Origin of the sequence: Nitrosospira briensis (genome assembly GCF_900115125.1) — a bacterium.
Taxonomy (GTDB): Bacteria; Pseudomonadota; Gammaproteobacteria; order Burkholderiales; family Nitrosomonadaceae; genus Nitrosospira; species Nitrosospira briensis_A.
In genome coordinates this window covers 817,494-834,024 of sequence record NZ_FOVJ01000001.1, presented here as the reverse complement: position 1 = coordinate 834,024, position 16,531 = coordinate 817,494, and the positions used below count along the sequence as shown (strand labels likewise).

15 protein-coding genes are annotated in these 16,531 nt (G+C 55.0%); 7 read left to right on the top strand and 8 right to left on the bottom strand.

The window, feature by feature from the left end:
- The first annotated feature begins 87 nt into the window (after window positions 1-87).
- Window positions 88-1,362 carry an O-acetylhomoserine aminocarboxypropyltransferase/cysteine synthase family protein gene (locus BMZ14_RS03770; protein WP_074794837.1) on the top strand — a complete coding sequence of 425 codons (1,275 nt, stop codon included), beginning with the start codon at window positions 88-90 and terminating at the stop codon, window positions 1,360-1,362.
- A gap of 122 nt (window positions 1,363-1,484) precedes the next feature.
- Here BMZ14_RS03770 and BMZ14_RS03765 read toward each other — a convergent pair whose 3' ends face one another.
- Window positions 1,485-2,138, bottom strand: coding sequence for a hypothetical protein (locus BMZ14_RS03765; protein ID WP_074794834.1), 654 nt, complete (start codon window positions 2,136-2,138; stop codon window positions 1,485-1,487).
- 120 nt (window positions 2,139-2,258) lie between these two features.
- A complete protein-coding gene (egtB, locus tag BMZ14_RS03760) occupies window positions 2,259-3,557 on the bottom strand; it encodes an ergothioneine biosynthesis protein EgtB (protein WP_177186903.1) in 1,299 nt (432 codons plus the stop codon).
- A gap of 381 nt (window positions 3,558-3,938) precedes the next feature.
- Here egtB and BMZ14_RS15015 point away from each other — a divergent pair, with 381 nt between their 5' ends.
- Together BMZ14_RS15015 and BMZ14_RS03750 are read left to right on the top strand one after the other, a co-directional pair.
- Window positions 3,939-4,553: a hypothetical protein gene (locus BMZ14_RS15015; RefSeq protein ID WP_177186902.1), complete on the top strand. Its 615-nt coding sequence runs from the start codon at window positions 3,939-3,941 to the stop codon at window positions 4,551-4,553.
- Between the two features lie 13 nt (window positions 4,554-4,566).
- Window positions 4,567-5,112: a hypothetical protein gene (locus tag BMZ14_RS03750; RefSeq protein WP_074795545.1), complete on the top strand. Its 546-nt coding sequence runs from the start codon at window positions 4,567-4,569 to the stop codon at window positions 5,110-5,112.
- A 30-nt stretch (window positions 5,113-5,142) separates the two neighbouring features.
- On the opposite strand, the gene BMZ14_RS03745 is transcribed toward BMZ14_RS03750, so the two are convergent.
- Window positions 5,143-5,403: a hypothetical protein gene (locus BMZ14_RS03745; protein WP_074794829.1), complete on the bottom strand. Its 261-nt coding sequence runs from the start codon at window positions 5,401-5,403 to the stop codon at window positions 5,143-5,145.
- Between the two features lie 82 nt (window positions 5,404-5,485).
- Here BMZ14_RS03745 and BMZ14_RS03740 point away from each other — a divergent pair, with 82 nt between their 5' ends.
- The gene (locus BMZ14_RS03740; protein WP_083396606.1) at window positions 5,486-7,168 is read left to right on the top strand and encodes a protein adenylyltransferase SelO; all 1,683 of its coding nucleotides are present in this window, start codon (window positions 5,486-5,488) and stop codon (window positions 7,166-7,168) included.
- A 214-nt stretch (window positions 7,169-7,382) separates the two neighbouring features.
- Here BMZ14_RS03740 and BMZ14_RS03735 read toward each other — a convergent pair whose 3' ends face one another.
- Window positions 7,383-8,129 carry a c-type cytochrome gene (locus tag BMZ14_RS03735; RefSeq protein WP_218144966.1) on the bottom strand — a complete coding sequence of 249 codons (747 nt, stop codon included), beginning with the start codon at window positions 8,127-8,129 and terminating at the stop codon, window positions 7,383-7,385.
- Window positions 8,130-8,342: 213 nt separating this feature from the next.
- On the opposite strand from BMZ14_RS03735, the gene BMZ14_RS03730 reads away from it, so the two are divergent.
- Complete coding sequence (locus BMZ14_RS03730) at window positions 8,343-9,566, top strand: CDP-alcohol phosphatidyltransferase family protein (RefSeq protein WP_074794826.1); 1,224 nt, start codon at window positions 8,343-8,345, stop codon at window positions 9,564-9,566.
- A 128-nt stretch (window positions 9,567-9,694) separates the two neighbouring features.
- Here the strand turns inward: BMZ14_RS03730 and BMZ14_RS03725 are convergent, their stop codons facing one another.
- The 4 genes from BMZ14_RS03725 to BMZ14_RS03710 form a co-directional block, all read right to left on the bottom strand.
- Window positions 9,695-11,692 carry a glycosyltransferase family 39 protein gene (locus BMZ14_RS03725; RefSeq protein ID WP_143071874.1) on the bottom strand — a complete coding sequence of 666 codons (1,998 nt, stop codon included), beginning with the start codon at window positions 11,690-11,692 and terminating at the stop codon, window positions 9,695-9,697.
- Window positions 11,693-11,881: 189 nt separating this feature from the next.
- Window positions 11,882-12,583 (bottom strand): 2,3-bisphosphoglycerate-dependent phosphoglycerate mutase, encoded by a 702-nt coding sequence (locus tag BMZ14_RS03720; RefSeq protein ID WP_074794821.1) that lies wholly within the window; start codon window positions 12,581-12,583, stop codon window positions 11,882-11,884.
- Between the two features lie 297 nt (window positions 12,584-12,880).
- Window positions 12,881-13,339: an HIT family protein gene (locus tag BMZ14_RS03715; RefSeq protein WP_074794818.1), complete on the bottom strand. Its 459-nt coding sequence runs from the start codon at window positions 13,337-13,339 to the stop codon at window positions 12,881-12,883.
- A gap of 54 nt (window positions 13,340-13,393) precedes the next feature.
- Window positions 13,394-14,185 (bottom strand): phosphocholine cytidylyltransferase family protein, encoded by a 792-nt coding sequence (locus tag BMZ14_RS03710; RefSeq protein WP_074794815.1) that lies wholly within the window; start codon window positions 14,183-14,185, stop codon window positions 13,394-13,396.
- A 418-nt stretch (window positions 14,186-14,603) separates the two neighbouring features.
- On the opposite strand from BMZ14_RS03710, the gene BMZ14_RS03705 reads away from it, so the two are divergent.
- The gene (locus BMZ14_RS03705; RefSeq protein WP_074794812.1) at window positions 14,604-15,935 is read left to right on the top strand and encodes a hypothetical protein; all 1,332 of its coding nucleotides are present in this window, start codon (window positions 14,604-14,606) and stop codon (window positions 15,933-15,935) included.
- Window positions 15,936-16,027: 92 nt separating this feature from the next.
- Window positions 16,028-16,513 carry an MgtC/SapB family protein gene (locus tag BMZ14_RS03700; protein WP_074794809.1) on the top strand — a complete coding sequence of 162 codons (486 nt, stop codon included), beginning with the start codon at window positions 16,028-16,030 and terminating at the stop codon, window positions 16,511-16,513.
- Window positions 16,514-16,531 lie beyond the last annotated feature (18 nt).

Here is a 16,531-nt window from a genome sequence, read left to right as displayed (position 1 = left end):
TGCGGGTGGTTGCTTGACTGGTTTGGATACTTTGGATAGCCTTTGGATAGAATTTGCGCCACCTTTAATCATACAAGAGAGAATCATATGAAACTAGAATCGCTGGCATTGCACCATGGATACAAATCCGAACCGACGACCAGGGCTGCGGCAGTCCCCATCTACCAGACAACCTCCTATACGTTCGATAATACCCAGCATGGCGCCGATTTATTCGACTTAAAGGTGGCGGGAAACATTTATACGCGAATAATGAATCCCACCAATGCGGTGCTGGAGCAGCGCTTGGCTGAGATGGAAGGCGGAGTGGGCGCCCTGGCGGTGGCGTCCGGCATGGCGGCAATCACCTATGCCATTCAGTGTATAACCAGCGCGGGCGACAATATCGTGAGTACCAGCCAGCTCTATGGCGGCACTTACAATTTGTTTGCCCACTCGTTCCCCCGGCAGGGCATAGATGCGCGCATGGTGTCCTACGATGATTACGAAGGTATCGAGAGGCATATAGATAACAATACCAAAGCGGTTTTTTGCGAGTCAATCGGAAATCCGGCGGGAAATATCGTTGATATCGGGAAACTGGCGGATATTGCCCACAAGCATGGTGTTCCGCTCATCGTCGACAGTACCGTCTCCACCCCCTATCTATGCCGGCCGTTTGACCTGGGCGCGGATATTGTTGTGCATTCGCTGACGAAATACATCGGGGGCCATGGTACGACAGTGGGCGGCATGATCGTCGATTCAGGTAAATTTGACTGGATAAGACAGAAGGAACGCTTCCCCTTGCTGAACGAGCCCGATCCCTCGTATCACAATGTTGTTTACACGGAGGCATTTGAAGCCGCTGCTTTTATCGGCCGCTGCCGGGTGGTGCCGCTGCGCAATACCGGCGCGGCGCTGTCGCCGCATAGCGCGTTTTTGATAATGCAGGGGCTGGAAACGTTGGGTTTGAGGATGGAGAGGCATTGCGAGAACGCGCTGAAGGTCGCGAAATACCTGGAGGAACATCCGAAAGTGGAATGGGTCAACTACGCGGCGTTGCCCGGCAGCAAATTTCACGACCTGTGCAACAGAATAAGCAAGGGGAAGGCTTCCGGGCTATTAAGCTTTGGCATCAAGGGCGGAGCAGCAGCCGGCCAGCAGTTCATCGATGCGCTGAAGATGATTTTACGGCTGGTCAATATCGGGGATGCAAAGTCGCTTGCCTGTCATCCCGCATCGACCACCCACAGACAATTGAATCAGGATGAGCTCAGGGCCGCGGGGGTTTCAGAAGGCCTTGTCAGGATATCGGTAGGGATCGAGCATATCGACGATATTATCGAGGATATATCACAGGCGCTCGATGCGGTTGCCTGAGTGCCGCGGCGTGCAATACAACGAAATGTCGCAAAAGCGGTTGTCAGTCCGTCACAGCAGCACGCGGGCTGGTTTGTTATCCTGCTTTTAGCCCTGTATCACCGGCGATTTTGCAAGATCTTCTACTCGAGCATGTTGGAAACGTTAGGCTTGCGGTATGAGCCAAGCTGCGGGGGGAAGTCAAGATCTGTCGAGGTAAACGAAAAAATGAGCAGAACCGTATGCCCGTTGTAATAGGTTTCGGCGAGGTATGCAGGGGTGGACTGGACAAAAGCGCCTGACGGCAATTCAAAGATATCCATGTAGAACTTTACGTACCCGGTCTGATACTCGGCTTTATAAAGCGCCAGCTCGGGAAGAGAAAAAGGAATGATCTGACTTCGCACGGGGGGCATCCCGAAAAAACTGTTGCCCAGCTCAGTGCCCAGGGCTTGCACGATTACATTGACGCGATGCGTCGCTTTTTCCTCGCTTTTCTGAACAGAATACCCCTGCCGTCCCAGCCATCCGGTCAAAATCTTTTGCAGAAGAGTCTGATCCGAGCTTATTCCGGCTGCTATGCTTATTCCTGACGTATCCAGTATCACGCTCGAGCCAGGAGGAATAGGCAGGCTGCCGTCAGCTGTGGCGGGAAGACTGCGCAGTACCGCTTCGCTGATGAGGAGTTGTTCGACAGGTGTTCTTTGAGACCGCGTTGCTTCATGCATGGTTGAACAACTCGTCATCAAGCCGATGGAAACCGCAACGAAAACCAGGGTTTTGAAGGTTTTGATCATGTCGTTTTCATGGTTTGTACCCGAGGCGTGCTTCAGCTTGAGCGCTGCAGTTCTGATAAAAGCGGCACTTAAAAATGCCGGAAATTATTATTTTTGGTCCAGGACGGCTACGCAGCTCCTTCAAGTGACGTCCCGTGCCAGACGAATGGCGGAAAACTGCCAGCATGTGCTGGCCGGAAGGAAATTACGAAAGCTCGAACGGATACGCTCTTTTGGAATAATGCAGGACCCGCCCCTCAGCACATACTGGTTTACCATCGACCTGCTGTTGTATTCCCCCACTGCCTCATTCCACACACGTGACAGAGGCTCGCTATCGTTTGGTTTCGCCTGGTTATAACCCGGGTAAGGGGAGTAGCTCGACCGCGTCCATTCCCATGCATCGCCATAAAGCTGGGCAAGTTTGCCGTTTTTGCCTGTATCCCCGGCGCTGGCGGGGGAGGGATGAAAACGGTTGTTATCCGCAAAGCACCCTTTGATTTCCTGCCGCGAAGCCGCATTTTCCCACTCGAATTCCGTGGGGAGCCGGGCGCCGGACCAGCGCGCGAATGCGTCGGCCTCATAGAGCGACATGTGTATGGCAGGAAGGTCGGGATTCATCGGCATCGGGCCGCTGAGCGTAAATTCTTCCCACCCGCCGTCATTCCGGCGCCAGTAGAGCGGATGACTGCATCCGCTGGCCTTTATCCAGTCCCATCCTTCGACAAGCCATACGCTTGGTTCATCGTATCCGCCTGCCTCCATGAACTGGAGGTATTCTCCGTTCGTTATGAGGCGTGAGGCCAGCTGGTAGGGTTGCAGGTGCTGCTTATGCCGGGGTGACTCATTATCGTAGCTGAACCCCTCTCCCTGGTAACCGGCTTCAACGAGGCCTCCATCGAAGGTGTGCCATTCGAGAGGGGAGGTTCCAGCACGATCCGACTGTAGCGCCTGAGGTGAGTTGTAACACGGATTCAGCGGGCTCTGCGAGAACAGATGCTTGATGTCGGTAAGAATGAGCTCCTGATGCTGTTGCTCATGATGCATGCCGAGGACGAACAGCATGCGCAGCATTTCGTCTTCCGCGGATTGGTTCAACAGCCGGTCCATGCGTTCGTTGACGTTCCGCCAGTAATCCCGCGTAACCGGCAGGGAAGGCCGTGTAAACAGCCCGCGCTTCGGGTTCGGATGAGGTTGTCCTGACGGGTTGTAGGAACTGAATATCGTATCAAACGCATTGTGAAAGGTTTTGAACGGCTTTTCGTAATGCCGGAGCACGAAATTTTCGAAGAACCACGTTACGTGGCCCAGGTGCCATTTCACCGGGCTGGTCTCCGGCATCGATTGCACGCAGCAGTCCTCGTCGAGCAATGGCTCGACCAGATCCTTGGTGCGGTTACGAATAGCGGTATATTGAGGAAAAAGCGAAGAAAGAGTCACAAGGCCTCCTTTGGCAATGTCAGTCTTTACTGGAAATTTCCGGTTTTCGCGCCGCTCTGGCCATGCTGGGCTAAAGAGCCAGTGGATTCCAGGCGAACGGCAGTTCTACGCCCTTTTCGCGGGCAAGCAGCCATTCTGTGTGATTCGAGCGTTGCAATCAAGTATGGTTCGCCCATACTCGTTCAGGCAATGCGAAAAACACGGTATCTCTCAACCAAATTGACCCGGTCAAGTGGAACGTCAGGATGATTCGATGTTCTAAATCATCAGATATAAGGCGAAGCAAGCCTGATTCAAAGCGGATCGGTACTAACGCGATTCTCGCATCCATCATTGTTTTTGGCGGTCGCTGCCACGGCCGGAGTACAGGAGTGAGTTTACGTGAAAATTAAACAGATATGCCTTATCCTCTTAACCTTGGGGTCAATTTCCGCCGGCGGTGCATGGGCGCAAGAAGGTGATGGCGGCGGAGGTGATGGCGGCGGCGGAGGTGGCGACGGGGGTGGAGGAGGCGATCATGGCGGTGGCGGGCACCATGGCGGTGGCGGGCACCATGGCGGCGGCAACCATAGCCACGGCGGCCATCACCACCACGGCGGTCACCACCACGGGGGTCACCATCATCATGGAGGCCATCGTCATCTCGGTATTTCGGCTTTTTATGGGATAGGCGGCTTCTATCCTGGCTATGGTTATGGTTATGGGTATGGACCTGGATTCGGGCTGGGTTATGGCGGGTATTACGGTGGCTATGGTTACGGCGGATACGGTTTCGCGCGGCCTTATTATCCTCCCCCTTATTACGCCTACCCTCCGGTAGTTGCCGCGCCGATGACGCCGCCGGTCTATATCGAGAAACAGGACCTTGCGCCACCGCCGGCACAGAAGCCAGCCTCTTATTGGCACTATTGCAGAAACCCGGAAGGGTACTATCCATATATACAGAAATGCCCGGATGGCTGGCTGCAAGTCGCTCCTCAGCCCGCAACCCAATAACCAAGGAATGAACATGTCCACAATTCATAAATCGGCTCCTTTCCTGCTGGCGTCTTCTTTACTGGTTTCCTGTGCAAGCATACCCAGTGGCCCGAGCGTGATGGCCTTGCCGGGTACGGGCAAAAACTTTGACCAGTTTCGCGATGACGACGCCTACTGCAGATTGTATGCCCACGAGCAAATCAGGGGCGAAACCCCGAATAGAGCTTCGATAATGAGCGGCGTGGGAACCGCCGCGGTTGGTACCGGGGTGGGCGCGGCTGCGGGGGGCGCTTTCGGTGGAGGCACCGGTGCTGCGATTGGCGCGGGAAGCGGCCTCTTGCTGGGAGGGTTGATGGGATCCAATACTGCCAGCGCTTCAGGCGCGATTCGCCAGCAACGATATGATATGGGTTACACGCAGTGCATGTACGGCAAGGGCCACAGGGTTCCCATTTCAGGGCAGATCATGGATAACTCCGGTAACCGGCCCTCGGGAACATCAACGCAACCTTTACCCGGCGCAGCGACGCCGCCACCACCGCCGCCCGGCAATCCACCGCCTCCGCCTCCACAGTAATGGGGCCCCGCGCGGAGATGAGCGGTAAACTCAAGGCTTAGGCGGAAACTTTATTCGGCGGATCATCTTGTCCAGATGAAACGCCGCTTTTTTGTTGGCGCGTTCGTCTTCATTATTGAGTTCTTTTTGCACCATTTCCGCGAAAGCAACCAGGTCCTGTCGAGGATAAGCCTCCTGCACGCCGCTGTCCTGGAAGAATTCAGCCACCCAGCGCGCGTCGAGTTCGGTGCTTCCGTATTCACGCACATACTCGTCTGCCGCCATTTTGACGTAGTCCGTCAGCTTGGGCATTTTGTTCTCCACGAATTATTTGAACCCAATTTAGGTCTACCATGAACGGGTGTCAATAATCTCTATTCCATTCGAGGAAAAAATGAATCACAGCAATCTTGAGCATAGCTGCAGGGTTCCCGATCTGCCGAATCCTGTCGACCTCTGCGATATGCAATTCGACAACAGTTTCGTGCGCGAACTGCCGGGCGATCCGGTTACGCATAATGTGCCGCGTGCGGTGCACAACGCGTGCTATACGCTGGTTGATCCGACACCGGTGCGCGGGCCGCGGCTGCTGGCCTGGGCGGACCCGGTGGGAGAAATGCTGGGCATCTCTCGCCCGGTCTCGCCTGTTGATCCCGCAGTAGAGGTGCTTGGCGGCAATCGTGTTCTTCCAGGCATGCAACCCTACGCTGCGCGTTATGGGGGCCACCAGTTCGGCCATTGGGCCGGACAGCTGGGCGATGGCCGGGCCATTACGCTGGGCGAAGTACTCAGCCCGGACGGCGTACGCCGGGAGTTGCAGCTAAAAGGGGCCGGTAAAACGCCATACTCGCGCACAGCGGATGGCCGTGCCGTGCTGCGCTCCTCGGTGCGCGAGTTCCTGTGCAGCGAAGCCATGCATTATCTGGGCGTGCCGACTACTCGTGCATTGAGTTTGGTGGCAACTGGTGAAACAGTGGTGCGCGATATGTTCTACGACGGGAATCCGCAGGCTGAAACGGGGGCTATCGTGTCCCGTGTGGCGCCTTCATTCGTTCGCTTCGGCAACTTCGAAATACTTGCGGCGCAGAATGAGCCCGAAACGCTCAAGCGGCTGGCCGATTACGTAATAGGTGAACATTTCCCCGAGTTGGGTGGGCAGGCTCCTTTTACGCCGGGCATATATGCCATGTGGTTCGAGGAAATCTGCCGGCGTACGGGAGTGCTCATCGCCCATTGGATGCGCGTGGGCTTCGTCCACGGCGTGATGAATACCGACAATATGTCGATACTGGGCCTTACAATAGATTATGGCCCCTATGGCTGGCTCGAAGGGTTTGATCTGCAGTGGACGCCCAATACCACGGATGCGCAGGGGCGGCGTTACTGCTTCGGCAACCAGCCCCGGATCGCGCAATGGAATTTGACCCGGCTCGCCGGTGCCCTTACTCCGCTGATCGAGGACAACGCCGTGCTGGAGCATGGGTTGACGGTCTTTGGCGAGACCTTCAATAACACGTGGCGGAAGATGCTGGCTGACAAGCTCGGACTGGCCTCCCTCGAACACAAGGATGATGACACATTGGTCAGCGACCTGTTCGAACTACTGCAGCAGGTCGAGACGGATATGACGCTATTTTTTCGCTGCCTGATGGTCGTTCCCGTGGATGGCTCGCCGGAAAGTCCGGCTGGCAATGCGGATCATATCGAGGATAGCGCGCTGGCGGAATTTTTTCGCCCGGCATTTTATGACGAGCAGCAGGCTTTCGCGCACGCGCAATCCAGCAAGCTGACTGGCTGGCTGCGGCGCTATATCGCGCGAGTACGCCTTGAGGGGGAACGTGGAAGTATTCGTTATCAGCAGATGAGCCGCGCCAACCCCAAGTATGTGCTGCGCAATTACCTGGCGCAGCAGGCAATCGAAGCGCTGGAGCAGGGAAATGCGGAAGTCATCGAGCGGCTTATGGAGGTACTGAAATATCCTTATGACGAGCAACCCGAGCATGACGAGCTGGCGGGCAGGCGTCCTGAATGGGCGCGTAACAAGGCGGGATGTTCGGCATTGTCGTGCAGTTCCTGATTTTGACGTCTTGCTAGCTCGGACATAAAGATCGGAATGGGCAATTTCGGGAGGGTTTGGAATAGGTTCGATTAAATGCCGATTAGTTGTAATTTCTGTGAAAGTTTCCCTCCCCGTGCACCGGGGAGGGAAACTTTCATCTGCCGGGCATTAAAGCGTCTTGAGATACTCAAGCAGCGCTTTTTTCTCGTCTGCCGACAGCATGGTTCCAAACTCATGGCCGCAGCGGCTGTTTCCTGAATTGCGATCGCTGCAATCCGTTGTCTGCAATGTATAGTCGAACCGCCGTCTGGTCGACAGCAAGGCCAACATTAACAATGTCATACTCCGGGCCGACTTTGAACGAACTGACCCGGTCGGCTGCCGGCTTCAGCAATTCGGCGAGCGTTGGCATCGAGCCATTATGCAGGTACGGAGCCGCAGACCAGATGCCTTCAAGCACGCGGGATTCGTATGCATAGGAAGGCTGGGCGCCGGGCGGAGGCGCAATAAATGCTTCCTTCAGGGACTCCGTCTCCGGCGTAAATAGCGATTGCACACCTTTCACCTGTGCCTGACCCTCTGGTTTCATCAAAACAGGAACATAATGCTGGAGAATGGACCCGATCACCGACGTTCCCCGTACATTGAAGGCGGTATCGAGGGGTTTGAGCGGCGTGGCGACAAAGGGAATCTTTGCGCCCTCGAGCACGCCGGTTTTGACGGTCCACCCGAGTACGTCATATTCCCTGGGGTCCGTACCCACATCCATGATCGGTGTAGCCCAGGTTTTTTGATTCAGGAAACGGGTTTGTCCAGGTTTCTTTCCATGGCATTCGATGCAACCGCCCTGCTCGGTTTTGCGCGCAAAAATCACCTTGCCTTTATTCGCGAGTGCCTGATTTACCTTCCACGGCCACTGGGGCGGGCTAATCTTTCGAACCAGGTTCGAAGATGACTGTGCCTGACCAGTAAGGCGCAAGTGACATGTGTTGCTAAAGCGTTTTCGTTGTCGCCGGTCAGCGACACGCGTATTAGATAATAGAACCGCGCCGGTGAGTACCTGCAAGATCTTACAAGTATGAGCGGATCATCTCGGACTGCTGGTTTGATACCGCTAAAAAAAAATCGCGCGATCTCTTTGGCGTTAGAATGATCGCAGATTCAGACACGATAAACGAAGCGGAATATTCCAGTGACAACCTACATCCATATCCTCGGAGATAGCGAGACGGACATCTGGGGCTTGAGCGGGCGTGAGCGCCTGGAGCGGATGTTAAAAGGATTCAGCCAGACGAAAACTGTCGATAGTCCCGATCAGGTTCCGGAGCAAGCGCCGGCGGTATTTTTACGCGCAGATCATTTATTTGATGCCAGGGTCCTGTCGGCGTTGATTAATGCGCGAGAGAACCTCGTGCTAAACAGTGACGCAGGCCAACCGGTCGCAGTCCGGGTCATCGACGGAAACATGCGCGATGCGCTGGCGAATTTCATGGGCGAGGGAGAAGGAGAGACTTTCCCGGACCTGCCGCGCTATACACTGAAGGATTTGAATCTGCTGGGGCTTCAGCAAAATCTCAAGAAAAGGGATCTGCCCTACGTGTTGCCCATCAACAGGGTTAACAGCCGGCAACTGGAGTCGGAATTATTTGCCAGGTCATACAAAAGCGTCACCGACCTCGTGACGAAATGGCTCTGGCCCATGCCCGCGTTCTGGGCTGTTCGCGCTTGCGTACGCTTCGGTATAAAGCCAAACCAGGTTACGCTGCTGAGTCTTGTGTTTGCAGTGCTGGCGGGGGTCGCCTTTTGGCATGGGCACTACGGGGTGGGCCTGGTGATGGGATGGCTGATGACCTTCCTGGATACCGTCGATGGGAAGCTGGCCCGGGTAACCGTCACCTCAAGCCGTCTGGGAGATGTGCTCGATCACGGCCTGGATATTATTCATCCTCCGCTTTGGTATATAGCCTGGGGTGTAGGCTTGACAGCAGGACTGGTGCACGTTTCCGACTTGCAAATAATGTTCTCGTTGATACTCATCGGTTATATTGGCGGCCGGTTGTGTGAAGGAGCTTTTCAGTTCTGGATTGCGTCATTTGATATTTTTATCTGGCGCCCGGTGGATTCGTTTAACCGGCTGATTACTGCCCGGCGTAATCCCAACCTTATCCTGCTGACATTCGGCTGGTTTATGGACCGGCCGGACATCGGCCTCTGGTCGGTAATTATCTGGCATCTTCTTTCAACAGTCTTTCTTGCTTTCCGTGTAATGATGGGCTGGCAAGCGAAGCAATTTCAAAAGCCCTTGCGATCATGGTTCGAGGACATTGTTCCCGGTGAGGATGAAGGAAAGCTGGCGGTTCGTATTTTTGCACCGCTGGCTATCAGGAAAGATGATGGAAAGCTCAAGGATAAATAGGTCGAGGTCCGCCATATCGGCCCGCCTGGTTTTTGCGTAGCCATGCGCGTGGCGTTTGTTCGCCAACTACCAGGTCCGTGCGGCAGGCTTACCTGTATCACAAGCAGGCTATCGATCCTGAATGAGGTTCAACTGCCCGATTCAGGATCAGGGTCTTTACCCAGATACCCTTGTGCAATGCGGTGATATATTCGCCGCAGCGGCTTGCCGTCGCGCGTGGCTACTTGCTCCTGTATCGGACCCGGTTGTACGAGCATCCGGTCTATGTCATCGATTCTTCGGGTACGCGCGAGCTCGTGGCTCCTCATGCCCACCAGGATGATTGGCCGGGACGTGGCTGGTTCAGAAGGGTGCCAGAAATCATACATGGCGCCGCTGTCGCCAAACATATTGCGCGAACGTATCTCCATCGGCTTGCCATTGCGATTGTAAAAGGCCAGGGAGGACGCTACCGACCATTTACTCATGCCCACGACAAGAGGCTCTTGCCCGGTTTCCTGTCGAACTTCCGCTACCACCTGCTCGATTTCCTCCGTGGCCTCGCGCCAGAAATAGTGTTCCGACAAAAAGCCATAGGGGAAGCCGGGAATGCCGAGCACCACGTAGTGCAGTACCAATGCGTAGAAAAAGACGCAAACTGCAATAGTGGGTTTCCAGGCCGCTCTCACGCGGCGCGAAAGGGTACTGAAATCGCCCGCCTGGCCTATCAACCATGCCATCGTGGGCAGCAGCGCGAGCCATGTCGGCCCGGTCCAGTGGAACCGCTGCGACTCGGAAATGCTGAGAACGAAAAAAACTGCCAACGGCAAGCCGGTTAACACTCGTACGAATAGGCGACGCCGGCGCGCAACGGCGCTGTTGTCGCGCTCGGCGCCTGGCCAGAACGACATGGCTGCGGCAAGCAAGCCCACCGGGGTCAACAGGACCATAAGGTGGAGAAATAACAGATGTGCCGCAAATTGATTTTCACTTCCTCCCTTGACCCGGTTTGACTGGAACATAATCGAGGCCCAGTCGTTCTCCATGTTCCAGATGATGACAGGTGAGAACAGCAGCAGGGCAAGCCCGGCGGCGAGGTAAGGCTGCGGACGGCGCAGCCAGCGGCGCGAGGCCGGGTCCAGGATCACAAACAGCAACGCAGCCGGCCCCAGCAGGCCCAAGGTATACTTGGACAGGATGCCCAGGCCGAATGCAATACCCATGCCCAGCCAGGCGGAATTTTGATCGGCGATCAACGCCCGTTCCATGTAGTAGAGTGTGGCAGCCCAGGCCGCAACCAGTGGCGCATCCGTTGTCATCACCATGCCGGTGGAAAAGTAAAACGGTAGTATCGCCAGCAGCAGCACCGCGCGCATTGCGGTGGATTCGTCATACAGGTTGCGTGCGAGCGCGTACACATAGCCCATTGTTACAAGGCCGCAAATGAATGCACCAATGCGGACGCCGAACTCCGTATTGCCGAAGAGCGCGGTGCCCAGCCAGATCAGCCAGGCAATCATGGGCGGGTGATCGTAAAAACTCAGATCCATGTGCTGCGCGTAATTCCAGTAGTACGCCTCGTCGGGAATCAGCTGCGCTTGTCCCAGGTAGACCAGGCGCAACAGTATGGTAAAGGCGACAATACCAAGGGAAGCGACCCGCCAGCGCACGTTCGCGGAGGGAGGATTTTGCGTGACAGGGAATACGTAGAAGGCGGCACCGAGATAGCAGATGGCGGCCGTAACGGCAACGGCGGGAAAAATAGCCAGCATGGGAGGCATATGCCAGCTGAAGACCAGCAATGCGAGGATTCCACCACGCATCAGCAAGGCGAGTAAGCCGACAGTGAGCAAGCGGCCAAAGTGGCGCCATCGCTGATCCTCCGCGTGGCGGGGCCAGAACGGCCATTTCGAATCGAGAAAGTAGTTCAACGCAGCGGCGGCGAAAAAACTCCCCATATGCGCCAGCGCGAGACTCGCGCCAAGGCTCGTGAACAATTGAAATAACAGCACGTCGGTGACGACACCAGCCATCCCGGCCGCCGCAAATCGACTGGCGCTGCGGAAGGGGACCGTACCGCCCGCCAGCGTCATCACGCGTTGCAGATGAATCGGTAGATGACGGAATGACAGTTTGGAAGTATTCATGCGATCACGAAAAGAGATGGGGCGCTTTTAAAACACCGGTAGTTCGAGCAGAATCCTCTGCACGCGTGCGCGCACCACGGGCTTGGGGGCCATTGAAGCACGATGGAATTCATGATTGGTTTCAGCTACCGCCCGTTACCTGAAAGGCATGGAGCCCTGGAAGTGCCAAGCCTGGTACCCGATATGATGCTAGGCGGACAGACGATCTGCATAGTAGTGCTGAACGGGATCGAGTTTATGATCAAGGTTGTATACCAATGGACGTCCCGTGGCTACGGTAACCTTCATCAACTGGGAAACGGACAATCCGTCCAACTGCATGATCAATGAGCGCAAGACATGCCGGTGAGATACGACGAGAACCCGTTTGCCAAGCAGGAGCTCGGGTGCGATTGCTTCCTGCCAATAAGGCAGGACGCGCGAGAAAGTCTGCTGCATGCTTTCCGAAAGCGGCAACTCATTCTTGTCGACCTCTGAATAGCGGAGCTGATTTCCCGGACAACGCGCATCACCAGGGCGCAGTGGGGGGGGTATCGCGGTAAACCTCAATTGGGGGCCAAGGACGGGCCATATGCCGAATTTCCCGATAGCGTTAATACGATGAACCCCCTCCAGCGCGCCATAGTGGCGCTCATTCAAGCGCCAACTCTGCCGTGTAGTCACCTTGTCAAGCCCCATCGACGATAGCAGGATGCGTAATGTATCAGTGGCTCGTCTAAGTTCCGAAGTAAAGCATATGTCGAATTCACAACCCGTCTCCTTGAGCAGGCGACCCGCCTGCTCCGCCTGGTGTTCACCCCGCTGACTCAGTGCAACGTCATTCCAGCCGGTAAAATACCCATCCCGGTTCGAGATGCTTTCCCCATGTCGCAACAGGACGAGTTGTGTCATCGTTGGCTCATTTCGTGAATAATTTCTATAGTATATCCGGCTAAAATTTTACAATCTAACTGGTCAATGAGACCAATCGGTCCGGGAACGCTGCCAGTATCGAAGGCTTGCCGTACTTTGGTTTTCTCGAATAAGAGACCAGCAGGATTTTAGCAATTAATTGTAGAGCAAAGCAGCAATCTGAAGCTCTTTTCGACAATGGCAAAGCAGTACCAGGCCTCGCGAACATGCCATTACCCGAATTCATACGCAACTAAGGCGTTAATTTCGGAAAGTTCGAATTACGAAACAAACGGTTTATGTCCAGCAGGGCAAAATGTAATCAATGATACGTTGGTTGGTTTCAGCATCGGTTTCATTCGACTGGCGGAGGTCGGGCGCTCCAGGCCAACCAAAGTCTATAAACTCCAACCCGTTAAAATGCCTTGTCTTCGCGTAACGTGGAATAACATGGAAGTGCACGTCCGGGTCAACCATCATCAGCATCAGATAATTAAGCTTATCGTAATTAAAGGCTTTTGCTAAAGCGGGTTCCAGCTGTGCTGTTATTTTGTGAAGCTCGACAAAACTCGTTTGACTGAGTTTGGAGAATTCGTGAACTGGCTCATGGGCGGCGAGAACCAGGGAACCAAGCGTTAACTGGACGGGGCGGAGCATGACGGTCCAGTACTGATATTGACGAATTATTGTCTGGGGCGCCCCGAATTTTCGCATTGTTGGGTTAAAGATCGGTGCATCCGGCGGCGAACTAACCATTCAGTAATCCTTGTGCTTTTTCTCGTAACGAACGGGCAAAGTCGAAGTGACTGATTAACCCGTGCAAAGGAAGTTATGCAGCGTTTTGTCTTGATCTGTTTTGCTGAAAAGTGCTTCGGCCTTGGCCAGATCCCCGACAAAATCGATTTCACACCAGAGGTGCCCTGGCACTGAACACGTACTCACCAGTTGTCTGGAGGCCAGGGCATCCACGATGGAGAGATACCAGCAATTAAGCCTTGCCTGGTCCCGAAGCGCTTCCTCGACCGCGTTGCTGAACAATTGCGGCCCGCGCTCCCGAAAAAAGATAAGACCGATGGATTCGCAGTCTATTTGATCGGCGGACAAGCTCTTGCTTACGTGCCTGACCCATCCATTCTCATCCAGTTGCACCTTCATGTCGTCGGTATCATAGCTGGGTTTGTGGCTGACACTGAGAGTAATGGGAGTGGAGACGGAGTTCAACACCTGTACCAACAGCGCTTTATCAAAAATAGTATCTCCATTCAGGAGCAGAAAGTCGTGGTCCATGACAGAACGTGCGATCCAGCAGCTGGCCAGGTTATCCGCAACTTCAAAGAATGGATTGAAAATCGTACTGATCTGCGCTTGCTTCGCATAGCGTTGCAACTGAGCTTCAACCAGGCTGGATTTGAAACCGGTCACCACAGCGATGTCATGAATCCCGGCAGCGAGCAGCGCTTCAATCTGCCATTCAATAACTGGCTTGCCTCCGATCGGCAACAGGCACTTCGGGATGTTTTCGGTGAGCGGCAACAATCGCCGGCCCTGGCCAGCGCTGAGAATAATCGCTCTGATAGCGTTCTTTTCCTTGTTGCCAGTCATGTCCAATAGCCTTCTGACGGTTCAAAAATTCCAAAAACCATGCGTGCTGAACCTGCTTTCAGCATCACATCTACTTTGTCGTGCCTCACTACGGCATCGCGGCACTCTACTGGTAAACGCATATTCGCGAGTGTACAATTACGCCCTTTTCGCCCGTTTTCGCGCACCAGTTCCCGAATTCGGCGGAAACTTCCCGGTTCAGCACTTGTACAGGTATTTCGTTATCCATGCAAAATGGTACTCTATCTGAAAAATCGTACGACTTCATACTTGGGTTCCATGCCAGCTCTCCCTTCGTGCAGCATTATCGCCGCGTCCAACGCTGACCGGGCTGACCCGGCCGCCCAAACCTTGTGATGGATAATTAAATGATCGATATACTGTCGCCCCTTACCACGCCGAAGCCAGACGCCTGGGTATGAAAGCTCTTTTTTTTCTCCGCCATTATAACGATATTGATCACATTACCCCAGTAATCTACAAGTGGGTTCATTCGGGTCATACCTGCGATATTGTCCTGATAGGCAGGTCGCGGTTCAGCAATGACTATCGTATTGAATTTCTGCGCGAGCTCGATGGCGTGCGCATGGCCTACATCAGCGACCTGTTGCCGCGGCTCGAATTTGCCCGCTGGTTTCTGCAGACGCTGCTGCTGATCCGCAAGGTACGCCGTCCTTACCTGGCGTCGATAACGGCGGCGCTGGTCAGATTCTATGACGACAAGAAACGCGCGCCCGTATGGCACAGCACTGCCAGGCGCCTGCTGACCCGCAGTTTTGGGGATGCCCGTGAAGGGGCCGGTGAAGGCGTGGTGGTGTTCGACTGGATCGAACGGAACTCCTCCATATGCGTGGAATGGGTATCGGTCGTACTATCGATGGCGCGCGCCATGGGGCTTGGCACCGTATCGCTGCCACATGGAGACAGCCCGCATGCGAGCCAGCTGATCCGGCGCGGTGAATTACGCCTGGAGCCGGACACGACCTTTGCGAATGCAGGGATATTTGACAAAGTGGTGGTCCCGAATGAACTTTGCTCGGTTCGTTTTCGTCCCTTCATGGACAACCGCAAGCTAGCCGTCCTGGGGTCGCCGCGTTACTGCGACGAGTGGCTTGCCAAGCTGGCCACATTGATGCCGCCCTCGCCGCTGACCCGTTCCGGCAGCCGGCTTAAAGTCGTCATCTTTCTGAGAAAGAGCAACTTTTCTACCTTCTGGGAAGAAGTGGGTGAAGTGGTGCGCATAGTCGCCAGTTTTCCGGGCGTGGAACTGATCATCAAGCCGCATACGCGCGGTGGCTGGCAACAATCGCTGACCAGCGACGCCTCCCTGCGGCGCCTGCCCAACGTGAGCGTAGCCGGCGACATTCACTCCATACACCTCTTGAACTGGGCGGACGTAATCATTGACCTGGCCACCTCGGTGGTATTTGAGGCGGTCAAGGCGAAGAAGCCGGTACTAGCCGGAGACTACCTGCATGCGGGACGTTCTGCCCTGGCGGAATATCTGCCGGAGACGGAACTGCGCTGCCGGGATGATGTTTATCGGCAGATTGAAAAATTTCTTGCTCATGGCTGTAATGATTTTTATATCGAAGCGCACCACCAGCGTTTCGTGAAGGAAATGATCGATGTGGGAGACGCGGACGTGCTGTCCCGCTATGTGGCGCTGCTGGAGGAACAAGGGAGGTCCGGATCCAGCCAGGATCAGCCTTATCGGGAAGAGCGTCCCATGAATCTCGCTTTTGGATGATTTCATAACGGCGGGCCTTTTCCAAGGAAGATTACCAAGGGTCATGCCGATCCCCGATTTCCGGTTCCGAAACCAGGGAGCAAGGAGACGTCGTGAATGACTGGTGGCAGGAAATCTGCAACATGGTGGCGTCTGAGTTCTCAGACCTTCCTACCCTGACCGAATTTGCCAGGATCACTTTACGCCTGCTAATCGCCGCGATGCTCGGCGGGCTGCTGGGCCTCGAGCGGGAGCAAAGCGGCAAGGCAGCGGGAGTTCGGACACATATGCTGGTAGCCGTGGGCGCGGCGCTCTTCGTCCTCGTTCCTCAACAAATGCAAATGTCCGATGAAGCCCTGTCGCGCATCATCCAGGGTGTTATTACCGGGGTGGGATTTCTTGGGGCAGGAACCATCATAAAAAGCACGCGTGAAGAAACGGTGATAGGCCTCACTACCGCCGCAGGGCTATGGCTGACGGCAGCGATCGGCATTGCCGCTGGGCTTGGGCGAGAAGCCTCCGCCGTATTGTGCGCCGTCCTCGCACTGATCATATTGCATTTCCTGCCTAAAATCTGGCCGAAATCAGAGGGGCATTGACGATCCAGAAAACGGATT

Coding starts and splice junctions, on each gene's coding strand:
- BMZ14_RS03745 (WP_074794829.1), bottom strand. CDS start 5,403: ATGCCCAAGCTGACGGACTACGTCAAAATGGCGGCAGACGAGTATGTG.
- BMZ14_RS03715 (WP_074794818.1), bottom strand. CDS start 13,339: ATGGTTAGTTCGCCGCCGGATGCACCGATCTTTAACCCAACAATGCGA.
- BMZ14_RS03705 (WP_074794812.1), top strand. CDS start 14,604: ATGAAAGCTCTTTTTTTTCTCCGCCATTATAACGATATTGATCACATT.
- BMZ14_RS03750 (WP_074795545.1), top strand. CDS start 4,567: ATGTCCACAATTCATAAATCGGCTCCTTTCCTGCTGGCGTCTTCTTTA.
- BMZ14_RS03720 (WP_074794821.1), bottom strand. CDS start 12,583: ATGACACAACTCGTCCTGTTGCGACATGGGGAAAGCATCTCGAACCGG.
- BMZ14_RS03725 (WP_143071874.1), bottom strand. CDS start 11,692: ATGAATACTTCCAAACTGTCATTCCGTCATCTACCGATTCATCTGCAA.
- BMZ14_RS03770 (WP_074794837.1), top strand. CDS start 88: ATGAAACTAGAATCGCTGGCATTGCACCATGGATACAAATCCGAACCG.
- BMZ14_RS03765 (WP_074794834.1), bottom strand. CDS start 2,138: ATGATCAAAACCTTCAAAACCCTGGTTTTCGTTGCGGTTTCCATCGGC.
- BMZ14_RS03740 (WP_083396606.1), top strand. CDS start 5,486: ATGAATCACAGCAATCTTGAGCATAGCTGCAGGGTTCCCGATCTGCCG.
- BMZ14_RS03710 (WP_074794815.1), bottom strand. CDS start 14,185: ATGACTGGCAACAAGGAAAAGAACGCTATCAGAGCGATTATTCTCAGC.